Source organism: Enterobacter sp. KB-280D8, assembly GCF_041399405.1.
In the GTDB taxonomy this organism is placed as follows: Bacteria; Pseudomonadota; Gammaproteobacteria; order Enterobacterales; family Enterobacteriaceae; genus Enterobacter; species Enterobacter cloacae_N.
In genome coordinates this window covers 818513-835311 of record NZ_JBGKEC010000002.1, presented here as the reverse complement: position 1 = coordinate 835311, position 16799 = coordinate 818513, and the positions used below count along the sequence as shown (strand labels likewise).

Annotated in this window: 17 protein-coding genes; 13 read left to right on the top strand and 4 right to left on the bottom strand. The window is 56.8% G+C overall.

Annotated features, from left to right (window positions below; genetic code table 11):
- Positions 1-3 precede the first annotated feature (3 nt).
- The 5 genes from AB8818_RS09465 to adrA all read left to right on the top strand — a co-directional run bounded on the left by AB8818_RS09465 (position 4) and on the right by adrA (position 4355).
- On the top strand, positions 4-687 hold the full coding sequence (locus AB8818_RS09465) for an extensin family protein (RefSeq protein ID WP_192983490.1): 684 nt from the start codon (positions 4-6) through the stop codon (positions 685-687).
- A 168-nt stretch (positions 688-855) separates the two neighbouring features.
- Positions 856-2070: a multidrug efflux MFS transporter gene (locus AB8818_RS09460; protein WP_192983487.1), complete on the top strand. Its 1215-nt coding sequence runs from the start codon at positions 856-858 to the stop codon at positions 2068-2070.
- 210 nt (positions 2071-2280) lie between these two features.
- On the top strand, positions 2281-2541 hold the full coding sequence (gene iraP / locus AB8818_RS09455; protein ID WP_061099070.1) for an anti-adapter protein IraP: 261 nt from the start codon (positions 2281-2283) through the stop codon (positions 2539-2541).
- 287 nt (positions 2542-2828) lie between these two features.
- On the top strand, positions 2829-3149 hold the full coding sequence (gene psiF / locus AB8818_RS09450; RefSeq protein WP_192983485.1) for a phosphate starvation-inducible protein PsiF: 321 nt from the start codon (positions 2829-2831) through the stop codon (positions 3147-3149).
- Positions 3150-3251: 102 nt separating this feature from the next.
- A complete protein-coding gene (gene adrA / locus AB8818_RS09445) occupies positions 3252-4355 on the top strand; it encodes a diguanylate cyclase AdrA (RefSeq protein ID WP_116341663.1) in 1104 nt (367 codons plus the stop codon).
- 14 nt (positions 4356-4369) lie between these two features.
- Here adrA and proC read toward each other — a convergent pair whose 3' ends face one another.
- Positions 4370-5179 (bottom strand): pyrroline-5-carboxylate reductase, encoded by an 810-nt coding sequence (gene proC, locus AB8818_RS09440; protein ID WP_192983482.1) that lies wholly within the window; start codon positions 5177-5179, stop codon positions 4370-4372.
- A 97-nt stretch (positions 5180-5276) separates the two neighbouring features.
- On the opposite strand from proC, the gene AB8818_RS09435 reads away from it, so the two are divergent.
- The 5 genes from AB8818_RS09435 (at position 5277) to ppnP (ending at position 7914) form a co-directional block, all read left to right on the top strand.
- Positions 5277-5735 (top strand): YaiI/YqxD family protein, encoded by a 459-nt coding sequence (locus tag AB8818_RS09435; RefSeq protein WP_192983479.1) that lies wholly within the window; start codon positions 5277-5279, stop codon positions 5733-5735.
- 144 nt (positions 5736-5879) lie between these two features.
- Complete coding sequence (aroL, locus tag AB8818_RS09430; RefSeq protein ID WP_163330408.1) at positions 5880-6404, top strand: shikimate kinase AroL; 525 nt, start codon at positions 5880-5882, stop codon at positions 6402-6404.
- Positions 6405-6448: 44 nt separating this feature from the next.
- Positions 6449-6640: a protein YaiA gene (gene yaiA, locus AB8818_RS09425; RefSeq protein ID WP_192983476.1), complete on the top strand. Its 192-nt coding sequence runs from the start codon at positions 6449-6451 to the stop codon at positions 6638-6640.
- Between the two features lie 237 nt (positions 6641-6877).
- Positions 6878-7555, top strand: coding sequence for an AroM family protein (locus AB8818_RS09420; RefSeq protein WP_116341659.1), 678 nt, complete (start codon positions 6878-6880; stop codon positions 7553-7555).
- Positions 7556-7626: 71 nt separating this feature from the next.
- Positions 7627-7914, top strand: coding sequence for a pyrimidine/purine nucleoside phosphorylase (gene ppnP, locus AB8818_RS09415; protein ID WP_008503270.1), 288 nt, complete (start codon positions 7627-7629; stop codon positions 7912-7914).
- Positions 7915-7962: 48 nt separating this feature from the next.
- Here ppnP and rdgC read toward each other — a convergent pair whose 3' ends face one another.
- On the bottom strand, positions 7963-8877 hold the full coding sequence (gene rdgC, locus AB8818_RS09410; RefSeq protein ID WP_014882739.1) for a recombination-associated protein RdgC: 915 nt from the start codon (positions 8875-8877) through the stop codon (positions 7963-7965).
- A gap of 123 nt (positions 8878-9000) precedes the next feature.
- Here rdgC and mak point away from each other — a divergent pair, with 123 nt between their 5' ends.
- Positions 9001-9906: a fructokinase gene (gene mak, locus AB8818_RS09405; protein WP_116341657.1), complete on the top strand. Its 906-nt coding sequence runs from the start codon at positions 9001-9003 to the stop codon at positions 9904-9906.
- A gap of 75 nt (positions 9907-9981) precedes the next feature.
- On the opposite strand, the gene sbcC is transcribed toward mak, so the two are convergent.
- Positions 9982-13113, bottom strand: coding sequence for an exonuclease subunit SbcC (gene sbcC, locus AB8818_RS09400; protein WP_192983473.1), 3132 nt, complete (start codon positions 13111-13113; stop codon positions 9982-9984).
- The gene (sbcD, locus tag AB8818_RS09395; RefSeq protein ID WP_192983471.1) at positions 13110-14315 is read right to left on the bottom strand and encodes an exonuclease subunit SbcD; all 1206 of its coding nucleotides are present in this window, start codon (positions 14313-14315) and stop codon (positions 13110-13112) included. Before sbcD ends, sbcC begins: the two co-directional genes overlap by 4 nt.
- A 187-nt stretch (positions 14316-14502) precedes the next feature.
- Between sbcD and phoB the strand changes: the two genes are divergently transcribed.
- Together phoB and phoR are read left to right on the top strand one after the other, a co-directional pair.
- On the top strand, positions 14503-15192 hold the full coding sequence (gene phoB / locus AB8818_RS09390; protein WP_008503265.1) for a phosphate response regulator transcription factor PhoB: 690 nt from the start codon (positions 14503-14505) through the stop codon (positions 15190-15192).
- Between the two features lie 21 nt (positions 15193-15213).
- Complete coding sequence (gene phoR / locus AB8818_RS09385; RefSeq protein ID WP_116341651.1) at positions 15214-16509, top strand: phosphate regulon sensor histidine kinase PhoR; 1296 nt, start codon at positions 15214-15216, stop codon at positions 16507-16509.
- Positions 16510-16799 lie beyond the last annotated feature (290 nt).

Here is a 16799-nt window from a genome sequence, read left to right as displayed (position 1 = left end):
AGAGTGAAAGGAAAAACGCTGCTGATCGTTTTCATCCTTGGGGTAATCGCAACGGCGGGCTATCGCTGGTTGCCGTCTTACTACAACCCCTTCACGCCGCTGACCCTGGACGACCCGCCTGGCCGCATTACCCAGTATAAACTTCGGCGCTTAACGCCCGAAGCCTGCTCGAGCCTGTTAGCGCAGGCTAATCAAAGAAACCTTATTCGCACCCAGGCGGTGGCTGACAGCGGCGGGGAATGTCCGCTGAGCGACGTCGTGCGCGTGCGAGACTTCGGCCCGGTGAGCCTGAACGGCAGTTTTCTTGCCAGCTGTCCGCTGGCGCTCAGCTCGGCCCTGTTTGTCAGCCAGCAGGCCCGGCCCCTGACTAAACGCTTCACCGGCAGTGAACTGACCCGCATTGAGCACCTCGGCAGCTTTGCCTGCCGCAATATCTACCACCGGCCCGATGCGCGGCGTAGCGAGCATGCCACGGCAGAGGCGCTGGATATCGCCGCTTTTCGGCTGGCGAACGGGGAGCGTGTTACGGTGCTGAAGGGCTGGAAATCGGCAAAAACGCAGCCCTGGCTGAAGGCTCTGCTGGCGGCAAGCTGCGGCTACTACGGTAACGGTCTTGGGCCGGAGTATAACGCGGCGCACGCCAGCCATTTTCATCTGGGAATGCGCGGTTTTGGCCTCTGTCGCTGAAGCATAATCTTCCGCCAGAAAATGGATGATTTGTGACTTATTTCACAAATATGATGACTGGGAAGATAAAACACCAAAGTCAGCAAGGCCGCATCTCTGGTGCGACGTTAAGGCGCGTAACTTGCTAATCTGACGGCGAATTCGCCTAAAAATGAAGACTATTTCTGTATGGAATCCTGGAAAGTTAATCTCATCTCGGTCTGGTTCGGCTGCTTCTTTACAGGGCTTGCCATCAGCCAGATCCTGCCGTTCTTGCCGCTGTACGTCTCGCAGCTGGGGGTCACCTCGCATGAAGCGCTCTCCATGTGGTCCGGCCTGACGTTCAGCGTCACGTTTCTGGTTTCCGCCATTGTGTCACCAATGTGGGGCAGCCTGGCCGACAGGAAAGGGCGCAAGCTGATGCTGCTGCGCGCCTCGCTCGGGATGGCGATAGCTATTCTGCTCCAGGCCTTTGCCACCAACGTCTGGCAGCTGTTTTTCCTGCGGGCGGTAATGGGGCTGACGTCCGGGTATATTCCCAACGCCATGGCGCTGGTTGCCTCTCAGGTGCCGCGCGAGCGCAGCGGCTGGGCGCTGAGTACGCTCTCTACCGCCCAGATCAGCGGCGTTATCGGCGGCCCGCTGCTGGGGGGCTTTCTGGCTGACCACGTCGGGCTGCGCGCGGTGTTCATCATCACCGCGATCCTGCTGGTGATCAGCTTTCTGGTTACGCTCTTTCTTATCAAAGAGGGTGGCCGCCCCGTTATCAGTAAATCTGAGCGCCTGAGCGGCAGGGCCGTCTTCGCCTCGCTGCCTTACCCGGGACTCGTGATTAGCCTGTTTGTCACCACCATGGTGATCCAGCTCTGCAACGGTTCGGTCGGCCCGATTCTGGCGCTGTTTATTAAGTCGATGGAGCCTGACAGCAACAATATCGCCTTTCTCAGCGGCATGATTGCCGCCGTGCCGGGCGTTTCCGCGCTGATCTCTGCCCCGCGCCTGGGGAAGTTAGGTGACAGGATCGGCACGGCGCGCATCCTGATGGCGACGCTGATTTTTGCGGTGGTGCTCTTTTTCGCCATGTCGTTTGTTACCTCTCCGCTTCAGCTGGGTGTGCTGCGATTTTTACTCGGCTTTGCGGATGGCGCTATGTTACCTGCCGTACAGACGTTGCTGGTCAAATATTCCAGCGACCAGGTCACGGGGCGTATTTTTGGTTATAACCAGTCTTTTATGTATTTAGGCAACGTTGCCGGTCCGCTTATTGGCGCATCCGTTTCTGCAATGGCGGGTTTTCGCTGGGTATTTGCCGCGACGGCGATAGTCGTTTTAATCAATATTATTCAGCTGGCTATTGCCCTGCGTCGCCGCAGGCAAATAGCGGAGGCGAAATCGGCGAAATAACCGCTGACAGATGTATTATATATTCTTATGGTTGCCGCATTTTTATATAACAAAATGCGGCGTTTATTTTATAGAAAAACGTTTCGCTGAAAATGCCGGGCCGCTAATTTGGCGGCAACGTCACTTTTGCATAAGATAATTCTTTTCTCCGCTTTGCATATTTCATTCCTGGTGTTAATTTCAGAGAAAATCCCATAAGGAAATAGCACGATGAAGAATCTCATTGCTGAGTTGCTGGTCAAGCTTGCACAAAAGGAAGAGGAGTCGAAAGAACTGGTCGCCCAGGTCGAAGCGCTGGAAATCGTTGTCACGGCGCTGCTGCGGCAGATGGCAACATCTGACCAGCAGGCGTTAATTGATAGCATCGAAGGGGCGCTGGACAAGGCGCGGCCCGATACGCAGGTTCCGCCAGAGGATGCCGAGTTGCTGCAGCAATACGTAAAGAAGCTGTTGAGGCATCCGCGCAGTTAAGCCGTTACGGACGGTGCTGACATATCATAAAATTGTCATGCCGGATGCCTGTAGTCGCTCTGTTTTATTTTTTATGTATTGGGACCTGGATAAAATAAATTGAAACAGAGCGCATGTTTCATCGCGTTACTTCCCCTGTTAATTACCCCGGCTATTTATGCCGAGACCGTCCATTTCGGCGCGCTGGATATGAAATGATAAATTCCCGGCGGAAATCACATCTGCCGGGTGGTTTTTTTTCTGTCACGAACCAGACTTACAGGGAATGTTCACAAAAGGATGGTGCAATGAAAACAACATTACTGGTTACTCTGTTCTCCGGCCTGTTCCTGATCTCCTCGGCGAATGCGGAAGAGAAAACGCTCACGCCGCAGCAGCAACGTATGACCACCTGCAATCAACAGGCGACGTCCCAGAGTCTCAAGGGGGATGCGCGTAAGACCTACATGAGCGACTGCCTGAAAAACGGCGCCGCGAAACCCGGCGAAAAAAGCCTGACGCCGCAGCAGCAAAAAATGCGCGAGTGTAATGCGAAAGCGACCGAACAGTCCCTGAAGGGAGACGATCGCAGCAAGTTCATGAGTGCCTGCCTGAAGAAAAAAGTGTAGTTCTAACGGGTGAGCGGCGCGGGCTGCTCACCCGAAATTTCATACTTTCCCCGCAGACCCCCTCTCTATAATTTGGGAAAATGTTTCAGAATATTCCCAAAAATGATGAATGATGAAACGTATTACACCAAAAAGCGCATTCGGGAAGAGTGGAGTTTAACTCTTTCTCAGGATGACCCTCACCGCGCCGGCTTCCAGCTCGCCAGGCGAGTTCGGCTGGCGCGCGCTGTCGGGCTGGCGGCGATGTTTTTCCCCGTGGCAGAAATGCTGGTCAGCCATTTTTTACCCGGCGGCTGGTGGTTGTTACTGGTGGGGTGGGCATTCGTCTGGCCGCACTTCGCCTGGCAGTTATCCTGCCGCGCCGCTTCACCTCTTCAGCAGGAGATCTTCAACCTTAAGATAGATGCCATTATCGCCGGGCTATGGATTGGCGTGATGGGAGTTTATGCGTTACCTGCGGCAGCGCTGTTGATGATGGTGGGTATAAATATGATGGGCTCAGGCGGCTGTCGTCTGTTTATTTCAGGGATGGCACTCACCACGCTTTCCGTGCTGGTCACATTACCTCTCGTTGGCCGCGTGGTGCCCTTTAATCCGGGAGCGCTGGAGTGGGGCTTAACGCTTCCCGTCCTTATGCTTTATCCCATGCTGTTTGCCTGGCTTAGCCATCGCACTGCCGTCAGGCTGGCGGAACATAAGCGGCGGCTGGAAATGATGAGTACCCGTGACGGCATGACCGGGGTCTTTAACCGTCGACATTGGGAAATGCTGCTGCGCAATGAGTTTGAGCTCTGTCGCCGGAGCCACTGCACCGCCACGATATTGCTGATTGATATCGACCACTTTAAAAACATCAACGATACCTGGGGGCACGACGTGGGCGACAAGGCTATCGTGGCCATTACCCGCCAGCTCCAGATGTCGGTGCGGTCAGGCGATGCGATAGGCCGGTTTGGCGGGGATGAATTCGCGGTGATTATGTCCCAGACGGCCGCTGAAAGCGCCATCGCCGTCATGTCGCGGGTTCACGCGCGGCTGGAAACGCTCTCGTTACCGTGTGCGCCGAAAGAGCCTCTGCGCATCAGCGTGGGCGTGGCTCCCTGGGGACCGCAGTTTGTGCACTATCGGGAATGGCTGAAGGCGGCAGATGTGGCGCTGTATAAGGCGAAAAATGCCGGGCGCGGCCGCACCGAAGTGGCGGCCTGACGCCCGACCAGACATCAGGATTTACTCAGCTTCTCTGACTTTTCCATGCATTTGGCCATCGCCTCGATGACGGCCGAACGGAACCCGCGCTCTTCCAGCACCCGCACCGCTTCGATGGTGGTACCGGCCGGGGAGCAGACCATATCTTTCAGTTCTCCCGGGTGTTTACCGGTCTCCAGCACCATTTTGGCGGAGCCCATCACTGCCTGTGCGGCGAATTTATACGCCTGCGCGCGCGGCATACCGCCAAGCACGGCGGCGTCCGCCATCGCTTCTAAAAACATGAAGACGTACGCGGGGGCTGAACCGCTCACGCCGACCACCGGATGGATCATCGATTCCGCAATCACTTCCGCCTCGCCGAAGCAGCGGAAAATGTTCAGCACGTCCGCTACCTCTTCTGAGGTCACCAGCGCGTTAGGGGTGACGGAGGTCATGCCGGCGTTGACCAGTGAGGGGGTATTCGGCATTGCGCGGACGATTTTACGGTCGTGGCCCAGCGCGCGGGCCAGCTGCTCGAGCGTCACGCCCGCGGCAATCGACACGACCAGCGTCTCTTTATTCAGGCTGGAGGTGATGTCGCTTAACACTTTGATCATGATGTTCGGCTTAACGGCACCAAAGACGATATCGGCAACCTGGGCCACCTCCTGCGCGCTTTCGGCGGCGTTGATCCCGTATTGATCGCGCAACGCGGCGACGTTATCCGGTGACGGGGTATAGACCCAAATCTGACCCGGCAGGACCTGCCCGCTGGCGATCAGGCCGCCCAGGATGGCTTTGCCCATGTTACCGCAGCCGATAAACCCGATTTTCTTATCCATCACGATTCTCCGTCATTATGCGTTGTTTTCTCTGATTGATAGCTTAACAACGAAATGCAGGCGACAATAGTCGGCAGAGTCATTATGGGGAGACAATATGGCGATTTGGGTTGATGCGGACGCGTGTCCGAATGTGATTAAAGAGATTTTATTCCGCGCCGCCGAGCGCGTTCAGATGCCGCTGACGCTGGTGGCGAACCAGAATATTCGCGTACCGCCTTCGCGGTTCATCCGCTCCTTACGCGTGCCGGCCGGGTTCGACGTAGCGGATAACGAAATAGTTCGTCTGTGCAGCGCGGAAGATCTGGTTATTACCGCCGACATACCGCTGGCGGCTGAAGTGCTGGCGAAAGGGGCGGCGGCGCTCAACCCACGCGGTGAACGTTATTCGCCTTCAACCATTCGTGAAAAGCTCACCATGCGCGATTTTATGGATACGATGCGGGCCAGCGGCGTGCAGACCGGTGGACCGGACAGCCTGTCCCAGCGCGATCGCCAGCAGTTTGCCGCCGAACTGGATAAATGGCTGCTGGAAGTGAAGCGCCGTACAGCGTAATGATAATTATTGTCAATTTGTGGTACAGTGTGGCTTCCACAGGGTTGTCATCCCGTACCGCTTTGCAGTAAAGTAATCGACACATCTTCTGCAATTATTTCTTTACACTCTTCAGCCATTCGGCATCAAGGGGAACACCTGGCTATGACCCAACCCATCTTTTTAGTTGGCCCCCGCGGCTGTGGGAAAACCACCGTTGGCCTGGAACTGGCGCGCGCGTGTCATCGTCAGTTTATTGATACCGACCACTGGCTGCAGACCGAGGCCGGCAAAACCATTGCAGACATCGTGGAGCAAGAGGGATGGGAAAGCTTTCGCGCCCGCGAAACGGCCGCGCTGAAAGCGGTCACCACGCCGTCAGCCGTCATTGCGACGGGAGGCGGCATTGTTCTGGCCGAATGTAATCGTCACTTTATGCGCGAAAAAGGCATTGTGATCTATCTCTGCGCGCCGGTGGCGGCGCTGGTCGGGCGCCTTGAGGCATTTCCTGAAGAGGGACAACGCCCGGCGCTGACGTCAAGGCCGCTCAGCGAAGAGGTGAGCGAAGTGCTGGCCGAGCGCGATGCCCTGTACCGTGAAGCGGCGCACCATGTTGTGGATGCCTCTGCGGCCCCGGAAGATGTGGTAATTCAGATTATTACCGCCCTGCGTCTGGCGTGTGCCAGCTAACCGCCGTCTATACTGATAGCTCAGACATAAAAAAAGGATGAGCTATGCCAACCAGACCTCCCTATCCGCGCGAAGCACGTATTGTTACCGTTGAAAAAGGCAATGGCGACCAGACTATCACCTGGTACCAGCTGCGTGCCGATCACCCCAAACCGGACTCGCTGATCAGTGAACATGAGACTGAACAGGAAGCGCTGGATGCCAAACGGCGCTACGAAGATCCCGATAAGTCATGAATGTTTTCCTAAACGCTCCAATACCGTGCCTGAATCACACTTTTTACTCATCGCAAATGTTAAGCAGGAGTTAATATTTAGTTATTACAGGTAGCTCCGTTACCGGCAGGCGATCTTTACATTTCGGAACAGAGATCGCCTGCTACGCTTGGTGCTGTTTTGTTGAAAAAACGAACTGTGCAGCGTAGTGAGCCTGTACCTGTGTACACGTTTTTGTAGTGATGGAAGGCGAAGAAGATGAAGGCAACGTTGGCGATCCTCACCATTGGTGTGGTCCCTGTAAGCGAAGTGTTACCGCTCTTAACCGAGCATGTATCTGAACAACAGATCACGCATCTTAGCCTGCTGGGTAAGATGAGTCGGGAAGAGGTCATGGAAGACTACGCTGTAGAGGCGGGGGAGGATCCCCTGGCGACGTTATTAAGCGACGGTAAACTGGCGCATGTTTCTCGACAGAAAATTGAGCGTTCGCTGCAGGCTGTAATAGAAGTACTCGATAATCAAGCGTATGACGTTATTTTGCTGATGAGTACCGCCCCCATTAAGGGACTCATTGCGCGTAATGCGATTCTGCTTGAGCCAATGCGCATTATTCCTCCGCTGGTGGCCTCCATTGTTGACGGGCACCAGGTTGGGGTCATTGTGCCCATTGAGGAGCTCATGGACAACCAGGAAGCAAAATGGCATGTGCTCGAAAAAACGCCCCTGTATGCGCTGGCAAATCCCTTCTGGGACAGCGAGGCTAAACTCATTGCTGCCGGGAAGGCGCTGCTGGAGAGAGGGGCAGATGTGTTGATTCTGGACTGTCTTGGTTTCCACCAGCATCACCGCGATTTACTGCAAAAGGCGCTGGACGTGCCGGTGCTGTTATCCAACGTTCTGATGGCTCGCCTGGCCTCAGAGCTTCTGACGTAATGATTTTGCGTGACAGGTGATGAGCATGGCCCCTATAGTGAATTTTTATCTCTGAATATAAGGGCCAGTTCATGCTTCAAAGTAACGAATACTTTTCCGGTAAAGTGAAATCCATCGGTTTTACCAGCAGCAGCACTGGCCGCGCCAGTGTGGGCGTGATGGCTGAAGGGGAATACACCTTTGGCACGGCTGAAGCGGAAGAGATGACGGTGGTCAGCGGCGCGCTGAACGTCTTACTGCCGGGTGAAACGGAATGGAAAGTTTACGCTGCCGGGCAAGTTTTCAACGTACCTGGCCACAGCGAGTTCCATTTGCAGGTTGCTGAGCCGACCTCTTATCTGTGCCGCTACCTGAAATAAAAAATAAGCCGGGTGGCGCTCACGCTTACCCGGCCTACGTTTTGCCTGTTATCTCTGCGCTTCGCCGCCAAGACCTTCCACCAGATTCTGAATTAACGCGGCCAGCTCGCCGGTCATCAGGATAAAGTCCGCGTCAAAGCGCTGGGCGTAATCTTCCCGGTCGATATCTTCGTTCTGATCGCGCAGTTCATCGCAGAACTTCAGACGCTTCACGGAGCCGTCGTCACACATCACGAACTGAATGCGCTGCTGCCAATCGAGCGCCAGTTTGGTGACCACTTTACCAGCCTCAATGTGTACGGCGATCTCGTCGCTCACCAGATCCTGCTTCTTCGCGCGGATCACGCCGCCATCTTCCAGCAGGGCTTTCAGCTCGGCCTCGTCCAGGATCTGGAAACCTTGCGCCGCGGTACCGCTGCGGACCCATTCGGTCAGGGTCAGCTCAATCGGCGTTTCCAGCGCCAGCGGAACGACCGGTAAAGAGCCGATGCTTTTACGCAGCAGGGCCAGCGTATCTTCGGCTTTTTTGGCGCTGGCGCAGTCCACCATAATCAGTCCGTTAACGGTATCGATCCACATCATCGTCTGGCTGAAGCGGCTAAAGGCACGCGGCAGCAGAGAGTGCAGCACTTCGTCTTTCAGCGAATCTTTTTCGGTTTTTTTCAGCTTGCGGCCCTGTTCGGCTTCCAGCTTGAAAATTTTTGCTTCAAGCGCCTGCTTAACCACCGGCGTGGGCAGAATTTTCTCTTCTTTGCGGGCGCAGACGATGATTTGACCCGTGCTGCTGGCGTGGGTCAGTGCATCGCTTTGTGAGCCCATTGGCGGAACCCAGCCGGTTTTCGCCATATCCTGGCTACCGCAAGGGGAAAAGCTATAAGCGGCTAACTGTTTTTCCATCTCTTCTGCGCGCAGCGAAACGTCGCGGCTGAGACGGTAAACCATCAAATTTTTGAACCACAGCATGATAATTTCCACGGCCTTGTCGTTAAATCAGCGGGCATGATAACGAATTGTCGCATCGCTTGCATTGCTAATCGGGAAGCGTGCTTCTACTCTGTTGATAATCAAAATAATGAGGAGAGTCTTGTGCGTATTGGGATTGATTTGGGCGGCACCAAAACAGAAGTCATCGCACTGAGCGAGCAGGGGGAACAGCTGTTTCGCCATCGTCTGCCGACGCCGCGCGATGACTATCACCAGACGATCGAGACGATTGCCCGGCTGGTCGATATGGCCGAGCAGGCGACAGGACAAACCGGCAGCGTCGGGATGGGGATCCCGGGGTCGATCTCGCCGTATACCGGGGTGGTAAAAAACGCCAACTCCACCTGGCTCAACGGTCAGCCGTTTGATAAAGATTTAAGCGTGCGCCTGAACCGGGAAGTGCGTCTGGCCAACGACGCTAACTGCCTGGCGGTCTCTGAGGCCATCGACGGCGCGGCAGCCGGGGCGCAGACCGTGTTTGCGGTGATTATCGGTACCGGCTGCGGCGCGGGTGTGGCCTTTGGCGGACGTGCCCATATCGGCGGCAACGGCACGGCGGGCGAGTGGGGACACAACCCGCTGCCGTGGATGGATGAAGATGAGCTTAAATACCGCGCCGAGGTGCCGTGTTACTGCGGCAAGCAGGGCTGTATCGAGACGTTTATCTCTGGCACCGGTTTTGCGACCGACTACCATCGCCTGAGCGGTCAGCCGCTCAAGGGGAACGAGATTATGCGTCTGGTGGAAGAACAGGATCCCGTGGCCGAACTGGCGCTCAGCCGCTACGAAATGCGTCTGGCGAAATCGCTGGCGCACGTGGTGAATATTCTTGACCCGGACGTGATTGTGCTCGGCGGCGGCATGAGCAACGTTGATCGATTGTACGCCACGGTACCGAACCTGGTGAAACAGTGGGTCTTCGGCGGCGAGTGTGAAACCCCGATCCGTAAAGCCGTCCACGGCGACTCCAGCGGCGTGCGAGGCGCGGCGTGGTTATGGCCGGAATAAACGCAGGTTGTGTTAGTACCCTCTCCCTGTGGGAGAGGGCCAGGGTGCGGGCACCAGACCGCACCATCCCCCCATTTATTCCACCGCAAACACCCTATCCAGCCTGCTATACCCCAGCCCGTTGATTTTCTTCACCTTAATCTGCACCGGAATGCGCTCTTTCATCGCCTCAACGTGGCTGATCACCCCGATGGTTTTTCCGGTGGCGTTCAGCGCGTCGAGCGCATCCAGCGCGGTATCCAGCGTTTCACTGTCGAGCGTGCCGAACCCCTCATCCAGGAACAGGGAATCAATTCGCGTTTTATGGCTCACCAGATCGGACAGCGCTAACGCCAGCGCCAGGCTGACCAGGAAGCTTTCGCCGCCGGAGAGCGTACGCGTATCGCGCACCGCATCGGCCTGCCAGGTGTCGACCACTTCCAGCTCCAGCGCCTCGCTGGCTTTGCGCTGCAGCAGATAACGCCCGTGCAGGCGGTTGAGCTGCTGGTTAGCGAGCCAGACCAGGTTATCCAGCGTCAGCCCCTGCGCGAACTTGCGGAACTTGTCGCCGGTGCTGGAGCCGATCAGCGCGTTCAGGTATCCCCAGTCATCTGCCTGGCGCGCGGCCTCTTCAATTTGCAGCATTAACGCCTGCTGATGCTGGCGGTTATCGCTGTCCTGCTTAAGCTGCTGGCGGATCTCGCCCTGATGCGTGGTGTTCTCGCGAAGCCGTTGCGCCAGCTGCTGCAGCTGACTTTGCAGAGTTGACGCATCCACGTCAAGTTCTTCCGGGCGCAGTGCAAGGTGCGCCTGCAGCTGCTGATTAGCCTGGCCGGAAAGGGCTGCGGCCTGCTGTATCTGGTTTTCCAGCGACTGTTTCAGCTGCTGGAGGTGACTGATAGCGTCGTCGTCCAGCAGGGCCGCAAGGAACGCCTCCCGATCGGCAAAACAGCTCGCTGCGATCGCCGCGGTGAACTGCGTCTGCGACTGCTGCAGGCGCTCGCGCTCCAGCGCTTCCTGCTGCTGCTGGGCGGTGAGCTGGCTTTGCAGCGACACGCATTCATTGTGGATGTCGCGCCAGCCATCAGGAATGGCCGGTTCAGCCTCTTCGCTGTTTGTTGCCGGAAGCGTGTCGAGCAGCGGCTTCAGCGCGTTTATATGTTCCTGAAGCACGCCGTGCTGCGTTTGCTTCTCCTGCCATTGAGAGAATTCCGCTTCGCGGGCGTGCAGCCAGTCGGCTTCATTACCCTCTTCAGGAACGCTAAGCGATAGTGCGAGCAGGGTGTGTTCCAGCGCCAGGCGCGCGGCCGTCAGCTGCTGCTGATACTGGCGCTCCTGCGCTTCCTGCTCGTTCAGCTGGTTTTGCAGGGTCAGGCGCTGGCTGAGCTGATAAAGCTGCCGCTCGTACTGTTCCTGCTCGTTCATCCATGGCGCGATATCCTCCTGAATATTCAATGCGATACTCAAAGACGCGCAGGCCTCCACCCACGCTTTAGTGAGTGCTTGCTCCTCCTGAGACAAGGCCTGCGCTTCGTCTGTCTCACGCTGGATTTGCTGAGCCAGGGCATTCACCTGCCCCAGCACCAGCAGGCCTTCCTCTTTAAGCGCGGCGACCTCTTTTTCCAGCGCATCACGGCGGCGCTGGTTATCCGTCAGCTCAAGTGACCGGTATTGCTCAACGGCAGGATGGTCACTGGAGCCGCACAGCGGACAGGGTTTGCCTGCCTCAAGCTGTGAGCGATAGCTTTCCAGATCTTTAATCGTCGCTTCACGTTCGCACAGGGCCTTCAGGTCCAGATAGTGCTGGTGTTTCTCTTTGTACTGCTGGCGGCGCAGCGCCAGCGTTTCATTGAGCTTGCTCTGCTCCGCCTGGGCTTTTTGCGCGCTTTCACCGCTCTGGCGCAGGCGCTTTTGCAGCGGCTGATAGCGGGCATGGAGCGACGTCAGCTGCTGACGCAGCGTGCGGGACCGGGACTGCTGCTCCATGGCCGCGCTGACCTCATCCGCCGTCAGCGTCAGCGTATTTTCCGGCATCTCCGCCAGCTTCTGACGTAGCTCAGTCATCCGCGCAGCAAGTGCGGCGAGCTGACTTTTGTCACGGTTTAGCTGTGAGAACTGGGCGCGCCAGCCGGCAATTTCCTGTCCCAGCAGGCGATAACGCTCGTGCTCCGCCAGCCACTGCGCCAGCGCCGTCAGTTCGGCCTGTAGCCGCTCATGGGTACGCAGGGCGGTATTGCGGATCCGCGCGCGCAGTGCGGTTTTGGTCTGTAAGCAAGTATTTACTTCGTTAATTCGCTGCTGGGTTTGCGTCAGACGTGAGGTTTGCTCCTGCTGGTGCTCCCAGAGCGGACGAAGCTGGGCGGCGGGCAGAGCAAGCTGGAGCTTTGCCAGTTCCGGCGCCGCGTTCGTTAGCGCCTGTTGCGCCTGCTGCTGCAGGGCGGTGACGCGCTGCTGCTCCTGCACAAGCTCGTCATGGCGCGTAAGCCACTGAAAATCTTTCTGCTGTCGCTGCTGTTGGGCCAGCAGGGTTTTCTCTTCGTCAGTAAGTGCCTGCAAACTTTGCTGCAACTGCTGCTGTTGCGCTTCGCTGAGCAGCACGACGCCCGCCGCCTGCGCCTCGTACTTTTCCAGCACGCCGCGTGCAGCTTTGTGTTTTTCAAACACCATGGCGGAAATCTGACCGTAGATCTCGGTGCCGGTTAGCTCTTCCAGCAATTCTGCGCGATCCCCCGGTTTAGCATTCAGGAAGGCGGCAAACTGACCCTGCGAGAGCAGCATCGAGCGGGTAAAGCGGCCGTAGTCCAGCCCGGTGAGCGCCGCGGTTTGCTCCAGTTTATCCGAAACCTTATCGGCCAGAATCTTGCCGTCCTCACAGCGGGCCAGCTCCACGCGCGGTGCCTGTAAGTTCCCGTCCGGCTGGTTGCGCGCCCGGTTCTGGCTCCAGAAGGCGCGATAGGCAACGCCTTTCACCTCAAACTCCACTTCCGCCAGGCACTCGGCGGTGTCGCGCGTCATCAGGTCGTTTTGCGCCTGAGAGACTTTATTCAGGCGCGGCGTTTCGTGGTAGAGCGCAAGGCAGATGGCGTCGAGCAGGGTTGTTTTGCCCGCGCCGGTTGCGCCGGTGATGGCAAACAGGCCGTTGCTGGCAAACGGCTCCGCGGTGAAGTCAATTTTCCACTCGCCCTTGAGGGAGTTGAGATTTTTCAGACGCAGGCTCAGAATTTTCATGCGTTTTCTTCCTCGTCATTGAGGGCGTGCAGGGTATGGCTGAACAGCTCGTTGAGCCGGACGCGCTTCGCATGATCGATCTCTTCCTGCGACAGGCGGCGTTCAAATACCTCTTCTACCCGCAGTTCACTGAGGGTTTCACGCTGTGCGCCGAGCAGAATTTTCTCGCGCTGCTCGCGGCTGCGGCGCACCAGCAACACCTCTACCGGCAACTCTTCGGTCAGCGCCTGAATTTTCCGCTGCATATCGTGGAGATAGTCGTCGGTGGTGATTTCGATATCCAGCCAGACGGGCGGGTTAAGCTCCGCGCCGCGCCACTGCTCAAGCTGGGCGGTAATGGCGTCCAGATCGCCCTTCAGCACCGCCAGCGGCTGGGTGACCGGCACTTCCAGCGTCTCGACGGCGCTGAGTTTGCCCTCGCTGAAGCTCACCAGATGCACGGACTTGGCTTTCCCGGTTTCATCGAAGCTGAGCGAAATAGGGGAGCCACAGTAGCGGATATGCTCGCAGCCGCCGATGACCTGGGCACGGTGAATGTGCCCGAGCGCGATGTAGTCGGCTGGCGGGAAGTTTTGCGCCGGGAACGCATCCAGCGTGCCGATATAGATCTCGCGGACCGCGTCACTTTTGCTGGCCCCGACGGTGGTGAGGTGCCCGGTGGCAATGACCGGAATGGCCTGTTCACCGCGCAGGGCGCAGGCATCGGCGTGCTGCTGGTGGTAATAATCGGTGATGGCCTGCAGGAGATGCTGCTGCTTTTCCGCACCCGACAGCCCCGCCTGGCTTTGCACGATGTCGCGCGGCCGTAAAAAAGGAATGGGGCACAGTACCGCCCCCGGGGTGCCGTCGCGTTTTTTCAGGATCTGCGGTGCGTGCCCGGCGCTGGCGACCACGGTGGTATTGAGAAACGCCAGGATGTCGCGGGATTCATTGAGCGTCGCGACGGAATCATGGTTGCCGGCAACAATCACCAGATGACAGCCGGTCTGCTGCAGGTTGACCACGAAGCGGTTGTACAGCTCACGCGCATAGCTGGGGGGCGAGCCGGTATCAAAGATGTCACCCGCCACGATAATTGCGTCCACCTCGTGCGTCCGTGCCGTTTCCAGCAGCCAGTTCAGGAACGCTTCATGTTCAGCCGCACGGCTTTTGCTGTAAAAATTTTGACCCAGATGCCAGTCCGAGGTGTGAAGTATGCGCATAGGAGATCCGTGGCGAAAAACGATGCGGGCGATTATAAACTGTCAGGGAGAGGAAAATAACCGCTGTAATAAAACAACAGTTTGCCATTTGTAGTGGTACTGTTTTTCATAAATCTGTCATAAAACTGACGCATAATGGCGCCGCATTACAAACTTGTAACTTAAATAAGATAAGACAGGGCAAAGTATGGCGAGACGTATTCTGGTCGTAGAAGATGAAGCTCCAATTCGTGAAATGGTGTGCTTCGTGCTCGAACAAAATGGCTTCCAGCCGGTTGAAGCGGAAGATTATGACAGCGCGGTGAACCAGCTGAATGAACCCTGGCCCGATCTGATTCTGCTTGACTGGATGTTGCCCGGCGGCTCCGGACTGCAGTTTATCAAACACCTGAAGCGTGAAGCGCTGACCCGCGATATTCCGGTTGTGATGCTCACGGCGCGCGGAGAGGAAGAGGATCGCGTGCGCGGTCTGGAGACCGGCGCGGACGATTACATTACCAAGCCTTTCTCCCCGAAAGAGCTGGTTGCGCGCATTAAGGCCGTCATGCGCCGGATTTCGCCGATGGCGGTGGAAGAGGTGATCGAAATGCAGGGCCTCAGCCTTGACCCCACCTCACACCGCGTGATGACCGGCGAAAACCCCCTCGACATGGGGCCTACCGAATTTAAACTCCTGCACTTCTTTATGACCCATCCGGAACGCGTTTACAGCCGCGAGCAGTTGCTGAATAACGTCTGGGGAACTAACGTGTATGTCGAAGACCGGACGGTTGACGTACATATCCGCCGCCTGCGAAAAGCGCTGGAACTGAGCGGCCACGATCGCATGGTACAGACGGTCCGCGGCACGGGTTATCGTTTCTCGACCCGTTTCTGAACAATGACAGGAGTGTGACGCGTGCTGGAACGTCTGTCATGGAAAAGGCTCGTCTTTGAACTGATCTTATGCTGTATTCCGGCCCTTCTTCTGGGGGCCTTTCTTGGGCATCTGCCGTGGTTTCTGCTGGCGGCGGTCACCGGGCTGTTAGTCTGGCATTTCTGGAACCTGCTGCGTCTCTCATGGTGGCTGTGGGTTGACCGCAGTATGACGCCGCCGCCGGGAAGCGGCAGCTGGGAGCCGCTGCTGTACGGTCTGCACCAGATGCAGATGCGTAATAAAAAGCGCCGTCGCGAGCTGGGAAGCCTGATCAAACGCTTTCGCAGCGGTGCAGAGTCGCTGCCGGATGCCGTTATTCTGACAACCGAAGAAGGGACAATCTTCTGGTGTAACGGCCTGGCGCAACAGCTGCTGGGCCTGCGCTGGCCGGACGATAATGGTCAGAACATCCTCAACCTTCTGCGTTATCCCGAGTTCACGCTGTATCTGAAAAAGCGTGATTTTACCCGTCCCCACAATCTGAAGCTGAATAACGGTCGCCATCTGGAAATCCGCGTTATGCCCTACAGCGATCGCCAGTGGCTGATGGTGGCGCGCGACGTTACCCAGATGCACCAGCTGGAAGGGGCGCGTCGTAACTTCTTCGCCAATGTGAGCCACGAGCTACGCACTCCGTTGACAGTGCTGCAGGGCTACCTGGAGATGATGCAGGAGCAAACCCTGGAAGGCGCGCCGCGTGAAAAAGCGCTGCACACGATGCGTGAGCAAACGCACCGTATGGAAGGGCTGGTGAAACAGCTGCTGACGCTCTCGAAGATTGAAGCGGCGCCGTCGCTTGCGCTGAATGACACCATAGATGTGCCAATGATGCTGCGCGTCGTTGAGCGTGAAGCGCAGACGTTAAGCCATAAAAAACATCAGCTGACCTTTGAGGTCGACAATACGCTGAAGGTGCTGGGCAGCGAAGATGAACTGCGTAGCGCCATCTCCAACCTGGTGTACAACGCGGTAAACCATACGCCGGAAGGGACGGATATTGTGGTGCGCTGGCAGCATACGCCGACAGGCGCCGAGTTTAGCGTGGAGGATAACGGGCCGGGGATTGCCCCGGAGCATATTCCGCGCCTGACCGAGCGTTTCTACCGGGTGGATAAAGCGCGTTCGCGACAGACGGGGGGGAGCGGACTGGGGCTGGCGATTGTGAAACACGCGGTGAATCACCATGAAAGCCGTCTTGATATCCAGAGTACCCTGGGTAAGGGAACCCGCTTCAGTTTCGTTATCCCGGAACGATTAATTGCCAAAAAGAGCGCCTGACGGCAGGCGTGTCATTTTACCTTTCCACGGGTCAGCGTTTGCTGGCCCGTTTGCTTTGCAGTCAAGCGAAACGCGTGTGAATTTTATACGGCTGGCTGTTTTTTGTTCGCATGATTAGCCATGGGTTTTTCTTATAATTAGCGTATTGTGCTGGAGTGTATTTTCATGCTGGCATATTGTTCTGGTTTTACGATCCCACCTTGCCTTTAAACGTTATAAGCGTTTAAATTGCCCCCCAGATACTGTCAGACCGACTGTATTTGCGTGGTAAATCGAAAAACTATTCTTCT

Coding starts and splice junctions, on each gene's coding strand:
- AB8818_RS09460 (WP_192983487.1), top strand. CDS start 856: ATGGAATCCTGGAAAGTTAATCTCATCTCGGTCTGGTTCGGCTGCTTC.
- iraP (WP_061099070.1), top strand. CDS start 2,281: ATGAAGAATCTCATTGCTGAGTTGCTGGTCAAGCTTGCACAAAAGGAA.
- psiF (WP_192983485.1), top strand. CDS start 2,829: ATGAAAACAACATTACTGGTTACTCTGTTCTCCGGCCTGTTCCTGATC.
- adrA (WP_116341663.1), top strand. CDS start 3,252: ATGATGAATGATGAAACGTATTACACCAAAAAGCGCATTCGGGAAGAG.
- proC (WP_192983482.1), bottom strand. CDS start 5,179: ATGGATAAGAAAATCGGGTTTATCGGCTGCGGTAACATGGGCAAAGCC.
- AB8818_RS09435 (WP_192983479.1), top strand. CDS start 5,277: ATGGCGATTTGGGTTGATGCGGACGCGTGTCCGAATGTGATTAAAGAG.
- aroL (WP_163330408.1), top strand. CDS start 5,880: ATGACCCAACCCATCTTTTTAGTTGGCCCCCGCGGCTGTGGGAAAACC.
- yaiA (WP_192983476.1), top strand. CDS start 6,449: ATGCCAACCAGACCTCCCTATCCGCGCGAAGCACGTATTGTTACCGTT.
- AB8818_RS09420 (WP_116341659.1), top strand. CDS start 6,878: ATGAAGGCAACGTTGGCGATCCTCACCATTGGTGTGGTCCCTGTAAGC.
- ppnP (WP_008503270.1), top strand. CDS start 7,627: ATGCTTCAAAGTAACGAATACTTTTCCGGTAAAGTGAAATCCATCGGT.
- rdgC (WP_014882739.1), bottom strand. CDS start 8,877: ATGCTGTGGTTCAAAAATTTGATGGTTTACCGTCTCAGCCGCGACGTT.
- sbcC (WP_192983473.1), bottom strand. CDS start 13,113: ATGAAAATTCTGAGCCTGCGTCTGAAAAATCTCAACTCCCTCAAGGGC.
- sbcD (WP_192983471.1), bottom strand. CDS start 14,315: ATGCGCATACTTCACACCTCGGACTGGCATCTGGGTCAAAATTTTTAC.
- phoB (WP_008503265.1), top strand. CDS start 14,503: ATGGCGAGACGTATTCTGGTCGTAGAAGATGAAGCTCCAATTCGTGAA.